Genomic DNA, 18,374 nt, shown 5'->3' with positions numbered 1-18,374 from the left:
CGGCGGCGAGTTCACCGATAATCCAGCATCGCGAACCGCCTCCGGAGCCACCTGCCATGTCCGTTGCCCTGCTAGACGCCGCCCAGACCGCGGCCCGCCTGCCTTACCCCGCGCTGGCCCGCGCCATTGCCGACATGCTGGCCGAGCTGCGCGCGGGCACGGCCATGGCGCCGCCGCGCATTGCGTTGCCTGTAGGGGACCCCGCTGGCGGCGAGGGCACGCTGCTGGTGATGCCGGCGCGTAACCGGGAACTGGTGATGACCAAGAACATCACCGTGCACCCCGGCAATCCGCAACGCGGCCTGCCCAATATCCTCGGCGAGGTGGTGGTGGCCGACGCCCATACCGGACGCCGGCTGGCGCTGCTGGACGGCCCCACCGTGACGGGCCGGCGCACCGCCGCCGTGTCGCTGCTGGCGGCACAGTGCTTCGCGCCGGATCCCGCTGGGGAGCTGTTGATCATCGGTGCCGGCGTGCAGGCGCTGACCCATCTGGAGGCCTTTGCCACCGGCCTCTCGCCGCGCCGGGTGTGGCTGCATTCGCGCACGGCCGCGAAGGCAGAAGCCCTCGCCGCGCACGCGCGCACGCTGGGCGTGGAGGCGCAGACGGTGGATGACGTGCGCACGGTCTTGCCGCGCGTGTCCATGGTGGTGACGGTGACGTCCAGCCTGGTGCCGGTGCTGCCGGACCTGGATAGCGGCCTGTGGCGCGACGATCATTTCATCGCCGCGGTGGGCGCGTTCCGCCCGGAGATGTGCGAGCTGCCGCCGGCGCTTTGTCAGGCGGCCTCGGCGCATGGCCGGCTGCTGGCCGATACCTTGTTCGGCATCGAGGAGGAGGCGGGTGACCTGCTGCAGGCGGGCATCGCTTGGCCCACCGTGCAACCGTTCGAGCACGCGATCCTCGCCGCGGACGCACTGCGCGCGCGCCGCGGCAGCCCGCTGGTCTTCAAGAGTGTCGGTTACGCCCTGTGGGATCTGGCCGCATGCGTGCTGGCGAGTGCCGGCACGGCGTAATTCCCTTGTCGCCAGTAGGTCTATACCGTGCAGTAGGTTTTTTGTCCGGCGAGCGTCGCAAATTGCATACGGTTTCGCCGGTCGATTTGGCTCGTTTGCCGGCGTTTTTAATGGTTAACCCGTGATTTAGGGGCGGCCTTCTACAAAAGTGTTAAGCGTTTGAAACAGACAGGTCACACCAGACCGGATAATGCCTGCCTCGGGTAGAGAGTCAACAAAAGGAGTAAGAGGCATGTCCCCCAAGAAGATCCTGCTGGCCAGCGTAGCCATGCTAATTGCCGGTGCCGCGCAAGCGCAGAGCGCCGGCAGCAATATTGTCAGCCTGGGCTGGTTCCGCGTGATGCCGACGAGTTCGGCCGATGCGCTGGTCGTCGATAGCATCGGTGGCTTCCCCGTCAACCAGACCGAAGCCGGCACGAGTGCCAAGATCAAGTCCGCGGATACGCTTGGCATCGCGTTCACGCACTTCTTCACCGACAATATCGCAGGCGAAATCGTGGCGGGGATTCCGCCGAAGCACGACGTAGAGGGCGCTGGCACGTTTGCCAAATACGGCACGCTGGGCAATGTGAAGCAATGGAGCCCGGCGGTACTGGTGAAGTACTACTTCGGGGAAGCGAAGACCAAGTTCCGCCCCTACGTGGGCCTTGGCGTGAATTACACATGGTTCACCGACGAGACCATCAACAACCAGACTTTCGTCCGCTCCGAGTTTGGTCCGAACGCCAGGATGACGGCGAGCGCCAAGAGCTCGTGGAATCCGGTGTTCAACGTCGGCGCGACCTACGCCGTCACCGATAACTGGTTCGTCGGCTTGTCGGTGTCCTACCTGCCGCTGTCCAGCACGGCCACGCTCACCACGCAGAACGCGGGTGCGGCGGGCAATGCTACCGTGGTGTCGCATACCAAGATCAATATCGATCCGGTCGTGACCTACCTGAACGTCGGTTACCGCTTCTAAGCGGCTCGCCAGACGACAAAACGGGCGCCATTGCTGGCGCCCGTTTTGCTTTGTGCCGCTGCCGGCTCAGCCCGCGGCCTGGGTGCTGCCCTTGACGGGATAGCCCGCGGCCTCGATGGCTTCGCGCAGCGCTTGGCCGCTGGCGGTGGCCTCTACCGTGACTGCCTGCGCGGAGATATCGGCCGACACCTTCGCGGCGGGATCGAGCGCTTGCACGGCGCGGGTGATGGCGCCCACGCAATGGCCGCACGACATGCCTTCAACCTGGAACTGGATCATCTGGAATCTCCTGTTGGTACCTGGGGTAAGGAATCAAGGTGAGCGTCCGGCCGTCCAAAAAGCGTACCTGTCGCTGCGCTGGCCGGGCCGGACTTCGGTCTACCCCTGAAGTTTGCACCTTCCCACCGTGGGAAGCGCAAGGCCTTTTCCAGACGTTCTCGCGTGCGACACGTGATGAATGCGTTGCTTGCGCGCGGGCTTGACCTTCCCAACATGGTAAGGTCCATGATGTGGTTGTCATCACTGTGGACCCGATCCCTGCCATGCCCGCTAACTCCCAACTCCTTCCCGTCCCCGGCGCCGCAGCAGGCGCGCCGGCCTCCGAATGGCGGCTGCCGATCGGCGGCATGACGTGCGCCTCGTGCGTGCGGCGCGTCGAGACCGCGCTGGGCAAGGTGCCTGGCGTGCGCCAGGTCGCCGTCAACCTCGCCACCGAAGAAGCCACGCTGCAGGCCGATAGCGCAGCCGTGCTGCCGGCCGCCGCCGAGGCCGTGAGGGCCGCTGGTTACGAGGTGCCGCACCAGGCCGTGACCTTGTCCATCAGCGACATGACGTGCGCTTCCTGCGTGGCCCGTGTCGAGCGTGCGCTGAAGGCCGTGGCCGGCGTGGTGGATGCGCAGGTCAACCTGGCCACGGAGCAGGCTGAGGTGACCGTGCTGCGCGGTGCCGTGGATGCCGATGCGCTGGCTGCTGCGGTGGCGCGCGCCGGTTATGGCGCGGTGCCGGTCACCGGCGAATTGCCGGCCGGGGCGGTGCCTGGCGAGGGCTTCTGGTCCGGGCCATGGCCGGTGGCGATCTCGGCGGCGCTATCGTTGCCGCTGGTGGCGCCCATGGTGGCCGAATGGTTTGGCGTGCACTGGATGCTGCCGGCCTGGGTGCAGTGGCTGCTGGCCACGCCGGTGCAGTTCGTGTTTGGCTGGCGCTTCTACAAGGCTGGCTTCAAGGCGGTGCGCGCGGGTGCGGGCAATATGGATCTGCTGGTCGCGCTTGGCACCTCGGCGGCTTATGGCCTGTCCTTGTGGCTGATGTGGCGTGGCGCGGACGATATGCCGCACCTGTACTTCGAGAGCGCGGCGGTGGTCATCACGCTGGTGCGTCTGGGCAAGTGGCTGGAAACGCGTGCCAAGCGCCAGACGGCGGATGCCATCCGCGCGCTGGCCGCGCTGCGCCCCGATAGCGCGATCGTGCGCCGCAACGGCGCCGAGGTGAGCGTGCCGCTGGGCTCGGTGCGGGTCGGCGATGAGATCGTGGTGCTGCCGGGCGCACGCGTGCCCGTGGATGCCAAGGTCATCGAAGGCAGCAGCCATGCGGACGAATCCATGCTGACCGGCGAGAGCCTGCCGGTACCGAAGGCGCCCGGCGCGCTGCTGACCGGCGGCGCCATCAACTACGAAGGCCGCCTGGTGGCGCGCACGGTGGCGGTGGGCGCGGAGACGGTGCTGGCGCGCATCATCCGCATGGTTGAGCACGCGCAAGCCGCCAAGGCACCAATCCAGCGCATGGTCGACCGCGTGAGCGAGGTGTTCGTGCCGGTGGTGCTGGGCATCGCGCTGGTCACGCTGCTAGGCTGGGGCCTGTTAGGCGGCAACTGGGAGGCGGCTTTGCTCAACGCGGTGGCGGTGCTGGTGATCGCCTGCCCGTGTGCGCTCGGCCTGGCCACGCCGACCGCGATCATGGCGGGCACGGGCGCGGGTGCGCGCGCCGGCATCCTGATCAAGGACGCCGAGGCGCTGGAAGTGGCGCACCGGGTCAAGGTGGTGGTCTTCGACAAGACCGGCACGCTGACGGTGGGTAAGCCGGAAGTGGTGGCGCTGGCGGTGCCGGCGGGTGCCGGTGAGGATGCGCAGCCGCGCTTGCTGGCGCGCTTGGCCGCGCTGCAGGCCGGCAGCGAGCATCCGCTGGCGCACGCGGTGCTGGCAGCGGCCCGCGCGCGCGGCATCCACGTGCCGACGGCAACCGATGTGCGTGCATTGCCCGGCATGGGCTTGTCCGGCAAGGTCGATGGCGAGGCGTTGCAGCTTGGCAGCGAGCGCCTGCGCGCCTCGCTGGGCGCAGCCGCGGGTACGCTCGAAGCGCAGGCGCAGGCACTGCAGCAAGCGGGCCGCACGGTGTCCTGGCTGATCGAGACGGGCGCGCGGGATGCGTCGCCCACGCAAAACCGCGTGGTAGGGCTGGTTGCCTTTGGCGACGCCATCAAGCCGGGTGCGCGGCGCGCGATCGAGCGGCTGCGCGCCGCCGGCGTGCGCACGGTGATGCTGTCCGGCGACAACCAGGGCGCCGCCGCGCGCGTGGCCCGGACGCTGGGGCTGGACGAGGTGCAGGCGGAAGTACTGCCGGCCGACAAGGCCGAGCGCGTGAACGGGCTCAAGGCGGGCGGCACCGTGGTGGCGATGGTTGGCGATGGCATCAACGATGCGCCGGCGCTGGCTGCGGCGGATGTCGGCATCGCCATGTCGACCGGCACCGATGTGGCCATGCATGCTGCCGGCATCACGCTGATGCGCGGTGACCCGGCGCTGGTGGCCGATGCGCTGGCGATTTCGCACCGCACCGTGCGCAAGATTCGCGAGAACCTGTTCTGGGCCTTCTTCTACAATGTGATCGGCATCCCGCTGGCGGCGGCCGGCCTGCTCAACCCGGTGGTGGCCGGCGCGGCCATGGCATTCTCCAGCGTGAGCGTGGTCGGCAATGCGCTGCTGCTGCGGCGCTGGAAGCCGGCGGGAGAGCAAGCATGAATATCGGCAGGAATATCGGCGAAGCAGCACAGGCTTCCGGCGTCTCCGCCAAGATGATCCGGCACTACGAGTCCATCGGCCTGCTGGCGCCACCGCCGCGCAGCGAGGGCGGCTACCGCCGCTACGACGAGCGCGCGGTGCACACCTTGCGCTTCGTGCGGCGTGCCCGTAATCTCGGGTTCTCGCTCGACGAGATACGCGGGCTGCTGTCGCTGTGGCACGACCGCGCGCGGGCCAGCGCCGACGTCAAGGCGCTCACCTTGCGCCACGTGGCGGACCTGGAGCAGCGCATTGCCGAGCTTGCTGCCATGCGCGACACGCTGCGCCAGCTGGCCGAGGCCTGCAGTGGCGATGCGCGGCCCGACTGCCCGATCCTCGCCGATATGGCGCAGGCAGGATTCGGCCTGGCGGAGGAAGCGGAAGCGGGCGGCAACGGCAACAACGATGGCGCGGTGCCGGCCTGCCATCGTCACGGCGAGGACAGCACCGCGGCTTCCTAGCCGGGGAAGGCCGGAGGCATCGTAGCGGAACACAGATGGAGATCAACCGAATGGATCGACCGAGTACCGCTGCTCCCGCCGAGCCGACCGACGTCGGCGGCCCTGCCGTGGCGGCCCCCGCGCGGCCCGTCACCCCCATCGAAAGCCGCCAGCGCATGCGCGACGGCACGGAACTGTTCCTGCGCACCTGGCAGCCCGATCCCGACCTGTTCCCGGAGCCCACCGGTTCGCTATTGCTGGTGCACGGCCTGGCCGAGCATTGCGGCCGCTACCAGCATGTCGTGGAGCTGCTGTGCGCCCTGGGCTTGCGTGTGCGCGCCTACGATCAGCGCGGCCATGGCGCCAGCGGCGGTCCGCGCATGGTGGCGGAGCATCCGGATGTGTTTGTCGAAGACCTCACCGAAATCCACGACGCCGCGGTGGGCCAGTGGCAGGAGCTGCCGTTCCTGCTGGGGCACAGCATGGGCGGGCTGGTGGCCGCGCGCTTTGCCACCGCGCGCGTGCGGCCCATCCGCGCGCTCGTGCTGTCATCGCCGGCGCTGGCCTTGAGGCTGTCCGCCCCGATGCTGGCCCTGCACCGCATGCTGCTGACGCTGGTGCCGCGCCTGCGCGTGCCCAACCCGATCGATGCGCGCTACCTGTCGCACGACGCCGCGGTGGTGGCGCAGTACCGCGCCGATCCGCTGGTGCAGGGCACCATCAGCGCCGGCGTGCTGGAGACCTTTGTGCGCGGCATGGCGCAGGCGCAAACCGACGCGCCCCTGCTGGAAGCACCCATGCTGATGTTGGTGGCGGGCGACGATCGCATCGTCGATCCGGCCGGCAGCCGCCGCTTTTTCGACAACGCGCCGCCCGACCTGCGCGAGGCGCTCTGGTTCGACACCGGCTACCACGAGATCTTCAATGAGGCACGGCCGCTGCGCGGCGAGGTACTGGCCGCGCTCACCGGCTGGCTGCGCAAGCATCTGCAGCCGCAGGCGGCGTGAGCGCGCATGATGTGGCCCTGGCTGACATCTCCTGAACCATTGCGCGCAGCCACGGCCCAAGCTCGGCATGCCGCGCATGGACGCATGCATTTGCCATCCTGGCGGGATATTCCCGCGCGGGCTCATCATCAACCTTTCCAAACGTGGCGCAAGGCCTGACAAGAGAAAGCATGGAGACATACGACTACATCATCGTCGGCGCCGGATCGGCCGGCTGCGTGCTGGCCAACCGCCTGACCCAGGACCCCGAGGTGAGCGTGCTGCTGCTGGAAGCCGGCGGGCGCGACGACTACCACTGGATTCACATCCCGGTGGGCTACCTGTATTGCATCGGCAACCCGCGCACCGACTGGATGTACCGCACCGTGGCGGAATCCGGCCTGGGCGGCCGCTCGCTGGGCTACCCGCGCGGGCGCGTGCTGGGCGGCTCGTCCTCGATCAACGGCATGATCTATATGCGCGGGCAGCGCGAAGACTATGACGACTGGGCGCGCCTGACTGGCGACGACGGCTGGCGCTGGGACAATGTGCTGCCGCTGTTCAAGCGCAGCGAGGACCATCATCGCGGCGGCGATGAATTCCACGGCGCGGGTGGCGAATGGCGGGTGGAAGGGCAGCGCTTGCGCTGGGACATCCTGGAGCGCTTTATCGATGCCGCCGAGCAGGCCGGCATCCCGCGCACCGATGACTTCAATCGCGGCGACAACTTTGGCGTGGGCTACTTCGAGGTCAACCAGCGTCGCGGCATCCGCTGGAATACCGCGAAGGCGTTTCTGCGCCGCGCGGCGGAGCGGCCGAACCTGACGATCGTCACCGGCGCCCAGGTGAGCGCGCTGACGTTCGAGGGACGCCGCTGCACCGGCGTGGACTATCTCGGCGGCGGCAAGCCATTCACGGCGGCAGCGCGCGAGGAGGTCATCCTGGCGGCGGGCGCGATCAATACGCCGCAGCTGCTGGAGCTGTCCGGCATCGGCCAGCCCGAGCGGCTGCAGGCGGCGGGCATCGCGGTGCGCCATGCGCTGCCCGGCGTGGGCGAAAACCTGCAGGACCATCTGCAGCTGCGCAGCGTGGTCAAGGTGGAGGGCGTGCGCACGCTCAACACGCGCGCGGGCAGCTGGTGGGGCAAGCTTGGCATCGGCCTGCAGTACGCGGTCAACCAGAGCGGCCCGATGAGCATGGCGCCGTCGCAGCTCGGCGCCTTCGCGCGCTCGGATGCATCGTATGCGCGGCCCAACCTCGAATACCACGTGCAGCCCCTATCGCTCGACAAGTTCGGCGATCCGTTGCATCGCTTCAATGCGTTCACCGCCAGCGTGTGCAACCTGCGCCCGACTTCGCGCGGCAGCGTGCACATTGCCGATCCGGATTTCCGCCACGCGCCGGTGATCGCGCCCAACTATCTGACCACCGACGCCGACCGCAAGGTCGCGGCGGATTCGCTGAGGCTGACGCGGCGCATCGTGGCCTCGCCCGCGCTCGCGCCCTACAAGCCGCAGGAATGGCTGCCGGGCGCGGCGTTCGAGACCGACGAGCAACTGGCCCAGGCCGCGAGCGAGATCGGCACCACCATCTTCCATCCGGTGGGCACTTGCCGCATGGGCCGTCCCGATGACCCGCAGGCCGTGGTGGACCAGCGCCTGCGCGTGATCGGCATCGATGGCCTGCGCGTGGTCGATGCATCGATCATGCCGCTGATCACCTCGGGCAACACCAACTCCCCGACCATCATGATCGCGGAGCGTGCCAGCGACATGATCCGCGAGGACCGGCGCCGGCGCGCGAGCGGCGTGGCGCAAGGGGTCGCGCATGGCGCTGTTTCCCCGGCGGGGGCTTCGCTGGACAGCAAAGCGGGAGCCACAACCCAGGCCTGAGTACGCCGCCTGCCGCGAACGGGGGGCGAACGCGCGGCAAACCTGACACCAACCTGACATCTGGTTCATGTTTCATAATCAGTGCAAACCCGGATGTTTTGCGACGCAGCAGACGCACACAATAGACGCCCAGATGCCGTGCAGCACCGCTCACATTGGCGCGCCCCTACAAGGGCGCGTCGCGCGTTCCGGGAGGGGCGCGCACGGCGGACATCCAGGCAGCAATAAAGACAGCAAATAAATACAAGCGGCGCGAGAGCCGCAACAGCCACGGGGAGCGCAACTGGATTGGCGTGACCTGTGCGGTGGTGGTGCGACTGGCACCACAGTTCTGACCATTTGGCGGTGCCGACCAGAAGCCGGCGCCGCTGCAAGAGGGCGGGCAGGAGACCATGAATCAGCAAGAAACGATCCTGGAAACGCGGAACCTCACCAAGGAGTTCAAGGGGTTCACCGCGGTAAGCGACGTCAACCTCAAGGTGCGGCGCGGCTCCATCCATGCCTTGATCGGCCCCAACGGCGCCGGCAAGACCACCTGCTTCAACCTGCTGACCAAGTTCCTCGAGCCGACCACGGGCACGATCCTGTTCAACGGCATCGACATCACCCGCGAGAAGCCGGCGCAGATCGCCCGGCGCGGGGTGATCCGGTCGTTCCAGATCTCCGCCGTGTTCCCGCACCTGACGGTGCTGGAGAACGTGCGCATCGGGCTGCAGCGGCAACTTGGCACGTCCTATCATTTCTGGCGCAGCGAAACCACGCTCGACGCGCTGAACGCGCGCGGCATGGAGCTGCTGGAGCAGGTCGGGCTGACCGATGTGGCGCAGACGGTGACGGTCAACCTGCCGTATGGCCGCAAGCGCGCGCTCGAGATCGCCACCACGCTGGCGATGGAGCCGGAGATGATGCTGCTGGACGAGCCGACCCAGGGCATGGGCCACGAAGACGTGGCGCGCGTGACCGAGCTGATCCGCAAGGTGGCGGTGGGGCGCACCATCCTGATGGTGGAGCACAACATGAACGTGGTTTCGTCGATTGCCGACAAGATCACGGTATTGCAGCGCGGCGCGATCCTGGCCGAGGGGCCGTACGCCGAGGTATCGAAGGACCCGCGCGTGATGGAGGCCTATATGGGCACCGTCGAGGCTGAACTGCAGGGCGCGCACTGAGGAGCCAGGATGAGCACAACGCCCGCACTAGAAATCAAGGACCTGCACGCCTGGTATGGCGAATCGCACATCCTGCATGGCGTGGACCTGACCGTGAATGCCGGCGAGGTGGTGACGCTGCTGGGGCGCAACGGCGCCGGGCGCACCACCACGTTGCGCGCCATCATGGGCCTGACCGGCCAGCGCAAGGGTTCGATCCGCGTCAACGGCACCGAGACCATCGGCATGCCGACGCACAAGATCGCGCACTGCGGCATCGGTTATTGCCCGGAAGAACGGGGCATCTTCGCCAGCTTGTCGTGCGAGGAAAACCTGATGCTGCCGCCGCTGTTGAAAGGGCAGGGCGCCAGCGCGGTCACCGGCATGAGCGAGGCCGAGATCTACGAGATGTTCCCTAACCTGAAGGAGCGCCGCCAGAGCCAGGGCACGCGCCTGTCGGGCGGCGAGCAGCAGATGCTGGCCGTCGGGCGCATCCTGCGCACCGGCGCCAACCTGCTGCTGCTCGACGAGATTTCGGAGGGCCTTGCGCCCGTGATCGTGCAGGCGCTGGCGCGCATGATCCTGATGCTCAAGAAAAAGGGCTATACGGTGGTGATGGTGGAGCAGAACTTCCGCTTTGCCGCGCCGCTGGCCGACCGCTTTTATGTGATGGAACACGGCACGATCGTCGAGCGCTTCGCGGCTGCGGAGCTGCAGGCCAAGATGCCGGTGCTGAACGAGCTGCTTGGGGTCTGATTCGAATCGGCGCGCGGCGCCGTCATGAATCGCAGGCATTGTTTTAGGGCAGGAACGGGTGGCGTCAGGTGCCGCCGAAACTAAGGAGACAGGCAATGAAGATGACTCGGCTGGCGGTCGCTCTGGCGGCTATCGTAACGGGCGTGGCAATGGGTTCGGCATCGGCGCAGGTCTCGGGCGATACCGTCAAGATCGGCTACATCACCGACATGTCGGGCTTGTACGCCGACATCGACGGCCCGGGCGGCCTCGAAGCCATCAAGATGGCAATCGAGGACAACGGTGGCAAGGTGCTGGGCAAGCCGATCGAGCTGGTCTCGGCCGATCACCAGAACAAGGCCGACATCGCCGCCTCGAAGGCGCGCGAGTGGATGGACCAGCAGGGCCTGGACGTGCTGATCGGCGGCACCAATTCCGCTACCGGCCTGGCCATGAACAAGGTGGCCTCGGAGAAGAAGAAGGTCTACTTCAATATCGGTGCCGGCTCGGCGCGCCTGACCAACGAAGAGTGCTCGCCGTACACCGTGCATTATGCGTATGACACGGTGGCGCTCGCCAAGGGTACCGGCAGCGCGGTGGTCAAGCAGGGCGGCAAGTCGTGGTTCTTCCTGACCGCCGACTACGCCTTCGGCCACTCGCTGGAAAACGATACCGCGGCGGTGGTGAAGGCCAACGGTGGCACGGTGGTGGGCTCGGTGCGCCATCCGCTGTCGGCCTCCGACTTCTCGTCGTTCCTGCTGCAGGCGCAAGCGTCCAAGGCGCAGATCCTGGGCCTGGCCAATGCCGGCGGCGACACCATCAACTCGATCAAGGCGGCCAAGGAATTCGGCATCACCAAGACGATGAAGATCGCCGGCCTGCTGATGTTCATCAACGACATCCACAGCCTGGGCTTGAAGAACACCGAAGGCCTGCTGATGACCGACAGCTGGTACTGGGACATGAACGACGATACGCGCAAGTTCGCCGCGCGCTTCTTCACCAAGATGAAGAAGATGCCGAGCAGCTTGCAGGCCGCCGACTACTCCGCCGCGCATACCTACCTGAAGGCGGTCGAGGCGGCCAAGACGGATGACCCGGACAAGGTCATGGCCGAGCTCAAGAAGATGAAGATCAACGACTTCTACACCAAGGGCTACATCCGCCAGGACGGCCGCGGCATCCACGACATGTACCTGATGCAGGTGAAGTCGCCGGCCGAATCGAAGAAGCCGTGGGACTACCTGAAGGTGGTGGCAACGATCCCGGGTGAGCAGGCTTTCACCACGGTGGCGGAATCGAAGTGCGCGCTGATGAAGAAGTAAGCGTTTGAACTGAGTTGAGTTGCGTAGAGTTGATTGAGGTATGGCGCCCCCGCCCGGGACTGTTGCATGTTGACCGGGTTCGGGAGCGGGGGCCAGTGTCTTTCTTCGCTTCATTTTGACAGCGCCTGCCTGGCGGGGAACGACGAATCCCGGCTGGTGCGCAAACGGTAACGCCTGCGATGGACATCTTCGGTATTCCTCTGCCCGCCATGCTGTCCCAGTTACTGCTGGGACTGGTCAACGGTGCCTTCTATGCGATGTTGAGCCTTGGCCTCGCGGTCATCTTCGGGCTGCTCAACGTCATCAATTTTGCCCACGGGGCGCTGTTCATGCTCGGCGCGGTCCTGGCCTGGATGGGCATGGAGTACGCCGGGCTCAACTACTGGGTGATGCTGGTGTTGTCGCCGCTGGTGGTGGCGCTGATCGGCGTCGTGATCGAGCGCACCATGCTGCGCTGGATCTACAAGCTCGACCATATCTACGGCCTGCTGCTGACGCTCGGCATCACGCTGGTGATCGAAGGCATCTTCCGCTCGATCTATGGGGTGTCGGGACTGCCGTATTCGGCGCCCGAGGCGCTGAGCGGCGCCACGGATCTGGGCTTCATGATCCTGCCGAACTACCGGGCCTGGGTGGTGGCTGCCTCGCTGGTGGTGTGCTTCTCCACCTGGTACCTGATCGAGAAGACCAAGCTGGGCGCTTATTTGCGCGCTGGCACCGAGAACCCCAAGCTGGTTGAGGCCTTTGGCGTCAACGTGCCGCTGATGGTGACGCTGACCTACGGGTTCGGCGTGGCGCTGGCGGCGTTTGCCGGCGTGCTCGCGGCACCCGTGATCCAGATCTCGCCGCTGATGGGGCAGAACCTGATCATCATCGTGTTCGCGGTGGTGGTGATCGGCGGGATGGGCTCGATCATGGGCTCGATCCTGACCGGCCTCGGCCTGGGCGTGATCGAGGGCCTGACCAAGGTGTTCTACCCCGAGGCCTCCTCCACGGTCGTGTTCTTCATCATGGTGATCGTGCTGATGCTGCGCCCGGCCGGACTGTTCGGGAGGGAGAAGTGATGAACCAACCAATCGGCGCGGCAGTGGCCGCGGGGCAGACAAGACAGGGGCGGGGCGTGCAGAAGAAACTGTTGTACGGATTGTTGCTGGCAGCGCTGATCCTGGCGCCGATGGCCGGAGCGTATCCGGTGTTCGTGCTCAAGGTGCTGTGCTTCGCGCTGTTCGCGTGCGCCTTCAACCTGCTGATCGGCTATACCGGGCTGCTGTCGTTCGGCCATGCGGCCTTCTTTGGCGGCGCGGCCTATACGGCCGGGCATGCGATGAAGGTGTGGGGCGTCACGCCTGAGGTCGGGCTGGTGCTGGGCACGCTGGCGGGCGCCTTGATCGGCTACGTGGTCGGGTACATCGCGATTCGCCGGCAAGGCATCTATTTCTCGATGATCACGCTGGCGCTGGCGCAGATGCTGTTCTTCTTCTGCCTGCAGGTGCCGTACACCGGGGGCGAGGATGGCTTGCAGGGCATTCCGCGCGGCAAGCTGTTCGGTGTGTTGTCGCTGGCCAACGATCTGACGCTGTACTACGTGGCGCTGGCGATCATCGTGGCGGCCTTCGCGCTGATCGTGCGGACCGTGCATTCGCCCTTCGGCCAGATCCTCAAGGCAATCAAGGAAAACGAGCCGCGCACCATTTCGCTGGGCTACGATACGGACCGCTTCAAGTTGATGGTGTTTGTGCTGTCTGCGGCGCTTTCCGGGCTGGCCGGGTCGATCAAGGCGCTGGTGCTGGGCTTTGCCACGCTGACCGACGTGCACTGGTCCATGTCGGGCTCGGTGATCCTGATGACGCTGGTTGGCGGCCTGGGCACGCTTTCAGGACCGCTGGTCGGGGCTTTCGTGGTGGTGGCGCTGGAAAACAAGCTTGGCGACATTGGCACCTTCCTGGCCTCGACGACGGGCATCGAGTGGTTCAACTCACTTGGCGAATCCGTCACAATGGTGACCGGCGTGATCTTCGTGATCTGCGTATTGACGTTCCGCCGCGGCATCATGGGCGAGCTTCTTGCCCGATTTGGGAAGGCCCGGGAGTGATCGTGGGGCGACATGCCCGATTTTGGGGCTAGGGTTTCTTCTAGCTTGCTCGAAACGCACCGCTTCGTTACATTGCATATACGGTTTTCGCAGGTTAAATGGAGGCGGAAGCGAGGAGACGACAGGCGCGCAGTCACTAGGCTGCAGTGTCAATATAAGATAAGGGCGTTGCTGGGTGATCCTCAGCAACGCCTTTTTTAATTTCCGTGTTGCATGCCCGTTTCTGGTGCGTGATGTTTTCGCCATGCGGAATCGTCGTCGAAGCCACCAATTGCGCATGCGACAATGCGGCCTTGCCACCGGGCCCGCCATGCCGTCAGATTTCCCCTCTCTCATTCCTTCCTCGCCTGAATTCGCCTTGTCCCCGGCCTCGATACGCCTGGCCGGTACTGGCGATGCGCAAAGCCTGGGTGCCTGGCTGCAATCACGGCACGCATTGCCCGTAGCGGCGGCGCGTGCCCGGCAGGCGCTGCTGGAGGGCCTGCTTGCCCGGCCTGAGCGCGGAGCCTGCGTGGTGGCGCAGGCCAGCGCCGGCCAGGATCTGCTCGGTTGCCTGCCCGTTACGCTGATGCCGCATCTCGGACTTGCCGGCCTCACGGCGCTTGTCACCGAATGGTGGGTCGGTGACGTGGCGGCGGACAGGGGTGCCGCCTTGCTGCTGGATTGCTGCGGCCTGCTGGCCGACTGGTGCAGCGCGCATGGCGTGCGCCATCTGTTGCTGGCGCCGGCGCTGCTGTCCGCGGCGCAGGCTGCACCGGCGGGTTTTGCGCCGCATGCCAGTGGCCTGTGGCATTTCAATTTGTCACCAGCCGCCAAGATGCTGGGCTGACGCATCCAGCGCGCCTGCCGCGCTTGGTTCGCCTCCTTCCTTCGTTCCCTCCGTTTTCTCTTTCTTTTCTCTTTCTTCATCTCCCCGCGTCCATGGAATTCGCGTTTCTTGCTGTTGCCGCTTTTCTTGCCGGCCTGATCGATGCTGTCGCCGGCGGCGGTGGCCTGGTGCAGATCCCCGCGCTGTTTTCGGCCTATCCCAACATGGCGCCGGCCACGCTGCTCGGCACCAGCAAGGTGGCGTCGCTGGCCGGTACCACCAATGCGGCGTTGCGCTATGGCCGCAGCGTGCGCATCTACTGGGGCGCGACCTTGCCGACGATGCTGTCGGCCTTCGCCTTTTCGATGGCGGGCGCCTACGCGCTCACGCTGATTCCCGCGGAGCCGCTGCGCAAGTCGCTGCCCTTCATCCTGGTGGCCCTGCTGGTCTATACGGTGGCCAAGAAGAGCCTGGGCACCGAGCACGCACCGTCGCTCTCCGGCGGCAAGGAGCGCGCCGCGGCTTTGCTGGCGGGGGCGGTGATCGGCTTCTACGACGGCGTGTTCGGGCCGGGCACCGGCAGCTTCCTGATGATCGTGTTCGTGCGCGTGTTCGGCTACGATTTTCTGCACGCCTCGGCGTCGACCAAGGTGGTCAACCTCGCCACCAACCTGGCGGCCTTGCTGCTGCTGGCGGCGAAGGGGCACGTCTGGTGGCAGCTCGGGCTGGTCATGGCGGTGGCTAACGTGGGCGGCAGCCAGATTGGCAGCCGCCTTGCGCTCAAGCATGGCAGCGCCTTTGTGCGGCGCGTGTTCATCGTGGTGGTGGCAGCGCTGATCGTGAAAACCGCCTGGGATGCGTTCGGCCGCTGAGCGTCGGTTCGTGGCCGTGTCGCTTGCATGCAGCGATGCGGGTTAATCCCGCTAGCCCGGCGATATGCCTGTTGCTAGACTCGCTACGCATTCCCGACCGGGCGGTCGGTGAATGAGCGGCCGGCGTGGCGCACCATGGCATTGCCTGGCGAGCCAGCCGAGCGCCGCCGGGGATCACGCGCAGGACGGGAGACGGGGGCAGGGTGGATGCGGATTCGCCCATCGCCCCGGGGTAGCAGGCAGGCGCCGGCGTTGCGCCTGGATACGGGCCTGAAAAACGAGCGAAAGGGCACCGGCACAATAAGATCCACCAGGACAAGAAAGACCAGAAGATCAAAAGATCAGAAGACCAGATTGAGGCATCCGGCTGGCCGCGAGGCGGCATGGATGCCTCTTCCGTTTGCCGCAATGGAAGGAGACACGATGACATTCAAGCGCGCCAGCCTGCTGGCTCTCGCCGCCGCCAGCCTGTGTGCCGGCACCGCCAGCGCACAGGTCAAAGTCGGGGTAACGCTATCGGCCACCGGGCCCGCCGCGTCGCTGGGCATTCCCGAGAAGAACACCATCTCGCTGCTGCCCAAGGAGATCGCTGGCAAGAAGATCGAGTACATCGTGCTCGACGATGCGTCGGACACGACCACGGCGGTCAAGAATACGCGCAAGCTGATCAGCGAAGACAAGGTCGACGTGATTGTCGGCTCCACCGTGACGCCCAACTCGCTGGCCATGGTGGATGTCGTCGCCGAGAACGAAACGCCGATGATCACGCTGGCCGCCTCGGCCCGCATCATCGAGCCGATGGATGCCAAGCGCGCCTGGGTCTTCAAGACGCCGCAGAACGACTCGCACATGGCCACCGCCATTGCCGAGCACATGACCAACCACAACGTGAAGACGGTTGCCTTTATCGGCTTCGCGGACGCCTATGGCGATAGCTGGGCGCAAGAGTTCGCCAAGGTCGGCGAGATGCGCAAGATCAAGGTGGTGGCCAACGAACGCTTTGCGCGCACCGACACCTCGGTTACCGGCCAGGTGCTCAAGATGATGGGCAGCAACCCGGACGCCGTGCTGATCGCAGGTTCGGGTACGCCCGCCGCGCTGCCCGCCAAGGCGCTCAAGGAGCGTGGCTGGAAGGGCAAGATCTACCAGACCCACGGTGTGGCCAACGCCGACTTCCTGCGCGTGTGCGGCAAGGATTGCGAAGGTACCTTCCTGCCGGCCGGGCCTCTGCTGGTGGCCGAGCAGCTGCCGGACACCAACCCGGTGAAGAAGCCTGCCATCACCTACAAGACGGCTTACGAGAAGGCATTTGGCGGCCAGGTTTCGACCTTCGGCGGCCACGCCTGGGATGCCGGCCTGCTGCTGCAGCGAGCCATCCCCGAGGCGCTGAAGAAGGGGCAGCCGGGCACCAAGGAGTTCCGCAAGGCGCTGCGCGATGCCATGGAGCAGACCAAGGAGCTGCCGATTTCCCACGGCATCATGAACATGGCGCCGACTGACCACCTTGGCCTGGACCAGCGCGCACGCGTGATGGTGGAGATCGTCGACGGCAAGTGGAAGCTGCAGACCAAGTAAGCGGCGAAGACTGGCTGCATTTGATGCAAAAAGGGCGCATGGCCAGCCATGCGCCCTTTTTGTTGGTGCCGTCTCATGCCATCCCACGTCACTGCGCGACTACAGGCAATCCCGCACTTGACACCGCATCCGCCATGCGAGATCTTTAACGTGTTAATGAATTGAGCGTTTGCCAAGAATTTGCCAAGGCAAGCGCACGGGATGATGGCCATGGTGCGCCGCGGATATGCTGCACCCGGCATAGGCATAGCTTCCCGCCTGCCGTGCCAGATTACCGATGCGGCACTGCGCAATCTAAGGGTTCGTCGGGATTTCCGCTATGCGTAAGTTGTTTCATATTTCGTAACTCGTAATTTCACAAGCCAGCCGGCCTCCCTCCGCCGGCCGGACTCACCAACAATACGGGGAGACAATGGACCTCTCGATCGCCGCCATCCTGGCGCAGGACGGCATCACCTCGGGCGCCATCTATGCGCTGCTCGCGCTGGCCCTGGTGCTGGTGTTCTCGGTGACCCGCGTCATCTTCATTCCGCAAGGGGAGTTCGTCGCCTATGGCGCGCTGACCCTGGCGGCGATCCAGTCCGGCCATGCGCCGCAAAGCAGCTGGCTGCTGCTGGTCATGGGCGTGCTGACCTTTCTCTATGAGACGGTCACCATCCTGCGCAGCGCCGAACTGCGCCGGACCGCGCCCAGGCGGATCGCGGTGCTGGCCGGCAAATACCTGGTCTTCCCGCTGGCCGTGCATCTGCTGGCGCAGAACTTCGACGGGCAGTCGATGCCCATGCTGGCGCAGATCGCGCTGACGCTGCTGATCGTGATTCCGCTCGGGCCCATGCTGTACCGCCTTGCCTACCAGCCGCTGGCCGAAGCCAGCACGCTGGTGCTGCTGATTGTCTCGGTGGGCGTGCACTTCGCACTGGTGGGGCTGGGGCTGGTGATGTTCGGCGCCGAGGGCTCGCGCACCGCGCCTTTCTCCGAGGCACGCTTTGAAGTGGGCAGCCTGACGATCTCCGGTCAGAGCCTTTGGGTGGTCGGCGTATCGGCACTGATGATCGCGGGGCTGTATTTCTACTTCGAACGCACCATCGCCGGCAAGGCGCTGCGCGCCACGGCGGTCAATCGCCTGGGCGCGCGGCTGGTCGGCATCGGCACGACGCAAGCCGGGCGCCTGTCGTTCACGCTGGCAGCGGCGATGGGCGCGCTGTGCGGGATCCTGATCGCGCCGCTGACCACGGTGTACTACGAATCTGGCTTCCTGATCGGCCTGAAGGGCTTCGTCGGTGCGATCGTGGGCGGTCTGGTGAGCTACCCGGTGGCGGCCGCCGGTGCCATCCTGGTGGGGCTGCTCGAATCGTATTCATCCTTCTGGGCCAGTGCGTTCAAGGAGGTCATCGTGTTCACCCTGATCCTGCCCGTGCTGCTGTGGCGCTCGCTCACCAGCAAGCATGTGGAAGACGAGGAATAAGGGACA

Annotated in this window: 16 protein-coding genes; 15 read left to right on the top strand and 1 reads right to left on the bottom strand. The window is 65.9% G+C overall.

What is annotated here, in order from left to right; translation table 11 throughout:
• Window positions 1–56: 56 nt before the first annotated feature.
• Together F7R26_RS20160 and F7R26_RS20155 are read left to right on the top strand one after the other, a co-directional pair.
• Window positions 57–1,016: a delta(1)-pyrroline-2-carboxylate reductase family protein gene (locus F7R26_RS20160; protein WP_150987556.1), complete on the top strand. Its 960-nt coding sequence runs from the start codon at window positions 57–59 to the stop codon at window positions 1,014–1,016.
• Between the two features lie 232 nt (window positions 1,017–1,248).
• Window positions 1,249–1,977, top strand: a complete 729-nt coding sequence (locus F7R26_RS20155; protein WP_150987554.1) for an OmpW/AlkL family protein — start codon at window positions 1,249–1,251, stop codon at window positions 1,975–1,977.
• Window positions 1,978–2,043: 66 nt separating this feature from the next.
• On the opposite strand, the gene F7R26_RS20150 is transcribed toward F7R26_RS20155, so the two are convergent.
• Window positions 2,044–2,256 (bottom strand): heavy-metal-associated domain-containing protein, encoded by a 213-nt coding sequence (locus F7R26_RS20150; protein ID WP_150987552.1) that lies wholly within the window; start codon window positions 2,254–2,256, stop codon window positions 2,044–2,046.
• A gap of 263 nt (window positions 2,257–2,519) precedes the next feature.
• On the opposite strand from F7R26_RS20150, the gene F7R26_RS20145 reads away from it, so the two are divergent.
• The 13 genes from F7R26_RS20145 to F7R26_RS20085 all read left to right on the top strand — a co-directional run bounded on the left by F7R26_RS20145 (window position 2,520) and on the right by F7R26_RS20085 (window position 18,368).
• Window positions 2,520–4,991 carry a heavy metal translocating P-type ATPase gene (locus tag F7R26_RS20145; RefSeq protein WP_150987550.1) on the top strand — a complete coding sequence of 824 codons (2,472 nt, stop codon included), beginning with the start codon at window positions 2,520–2,522 and terminating at the stop codon, window positions 4,989–4,991.
• Window positions 4,988–5,491, top strand: coding sequence for a Cu(I)-responsive transcriptional regulator (gene cueR / locus F7R26_RS20140; protein ID WP_150987548.1), 504 nt, complete (start codon window positions 4,988–4,990; stop codon window positions 5,489–5,491). Before F7R26_RS20145 ends, cueR begins: the two co-directional genes overlap by 4 nt.
• Before the next feature lie 50 nt (window positions 5,492–5,541).
• A complete protein-coding gene (locus F7R26_RS20135; RefSeq protein ID WP_150987546.1) occupies window positions 5,542–6,477 on the top strand; it encodes an alpha/beta fold hydrolase in 936 nt (311 codons plus the stop codon).
• 170 nt (window positions 6,478–6,647) lie between these two features.
• Window positions 6,648–8,348, top strand: coding sequence for a GMC family oxidoreductase (locus F7R26_RS20130; RefSeq protein WP_150987544.1), 1,701 nt, complete (start codon window positions 6,648–6,650; stop codon window positions 8,346–8,348).
• Between the two features lie 392 nt (window positions 8,349–8,740).
• Window positions 8,741–9,517 (top strand): ABC transporter ATP-binding protein, encoded by a 777-nt coding sequence (locus tag F7R26_RS20125; protein ID WP_150987542.1) that lies wholly within the window; start codon window positions 8,741–8,743, stop codon window positions 9,515–9,517.
• A gap of 9 nt (window positions 9,518–9,526) precedes the next feature.
• Window positions 9,527–10,252 carry an ABC transporter ATP-binding protein gene (locus F7R26_RS20120; RefSeq protein ID WP_150987541.1) on the top strand — a complete coding sequence of 242 codons (726 nt, stop codon included), beginning with the start codon at window positions 9,527–9,529 and terminating at the stop codon, window positions 10,250–10,252.
• A 95-nt stretch (window positions 10,253–10,347) separates the two neighbouring features.
• The gene (locus F7R26_RS20115) at window positions 10,348–11,556 is read left to right on the top strand and encodes an ABC transporter substrate-binding protein (RefSeq protein WP_150987539.1); all 1,209 of its coding nucleotides are present in this window, start codon (window positions 10,348–10,350) and stop codon (window positions 11,554–11,556) included.
• 179 nt (window positions 11,557–11,735) lie between these two features.
• Window positions 11,736–12,620, top strand: a complete 885-nt coding sequence (locus tag F7R26_RS20110) for a branched-chain amino acid ABC transporter permease (protein WP_150987537.1) — start codon at window positions 11,736–11,738, stop codon at window positions 12,618–12,620.
• Window positions 12,620–13,648, top strand: a complete 1,029-nt coding sequence (locus F7R26_RS20105) for a branched-chain amino acid ABC transporter permease (RefSeq protein WP_150987535.1) — start codon at window positions 12,620–12,622, stop codon at window positions 13,646–13,648. Before F7R26_RS20110 ends, F7R26_RS20105 begins: the two co-directional genes overlap by 1 nt.
• 310 nt (window positions 13,649–13,958) lie before the next feature.
• On the top strand, window positions 13,959–14,477 hold the full coding sequence (locus F7R26_RS20100) for a hypothetical protein (RefSeq protein ID WP_241754376.1): 519 nt from the start codon (window positions 13,959–13,961) through the stop codon (window positions 14,475–14,477).
• Window positions 14,478–14,569: 92 nt separating this feature from the next.
• Complete coding sequence (locus F7R26_RS20095; RefSeq protein ID WP_150987533.1) at window positions 14,570–15,328, top strand: TSUP family transporter; 759 nt, start codon at window positions 14,570–14,572, stop codon at window positions 15,326–15,328.
• A gap of 423 nt (window positions 15,329–15,751) precedes the next feature.
• On the top strand, window positions 15,752–16,903 hold the full coding sequence (locus F7R26_RS20090) for an ABC transporter substrate-binding protein (protein WP_150987531.1): 1,152 nt from the start codon (window positions 15,752–15,754) through the stop codon (window positions 16,901–16,903).
• A gap of 412 nt (window positions 16,904–17,315) precedes the next feature.
• Window positions 17,316–18,368, top strand: coding sequence for a branched-chain amino acid ABC transporter permease (locus tag F7R26_RS20085; RefSeq protein ID WP_150987529.1), 1,053 nt, complete (start codon window positions 17,316–17,318; stop codon window positions 18,366–18,368).
• Window positions 18,369–18,374: the final 6 nt, after the last annotated feature.

Origin of the sequence: Cupriavidus basilensis, assembly GCF_008801925.2 — a bacterium.
Classification (GTDB): domain Bacteria; phylum Pseudomonadota; class Gammaproteobacteria; order Burkholderiales; family Burkholderiaceae; genus Cupriavidus; species Cupriavidus basilensis.
The sequence above is the reverse complement of the archived record's forward strand: the minus strand, read 5'-3'. Positions and strand labels throughout refer to the sequence as shown.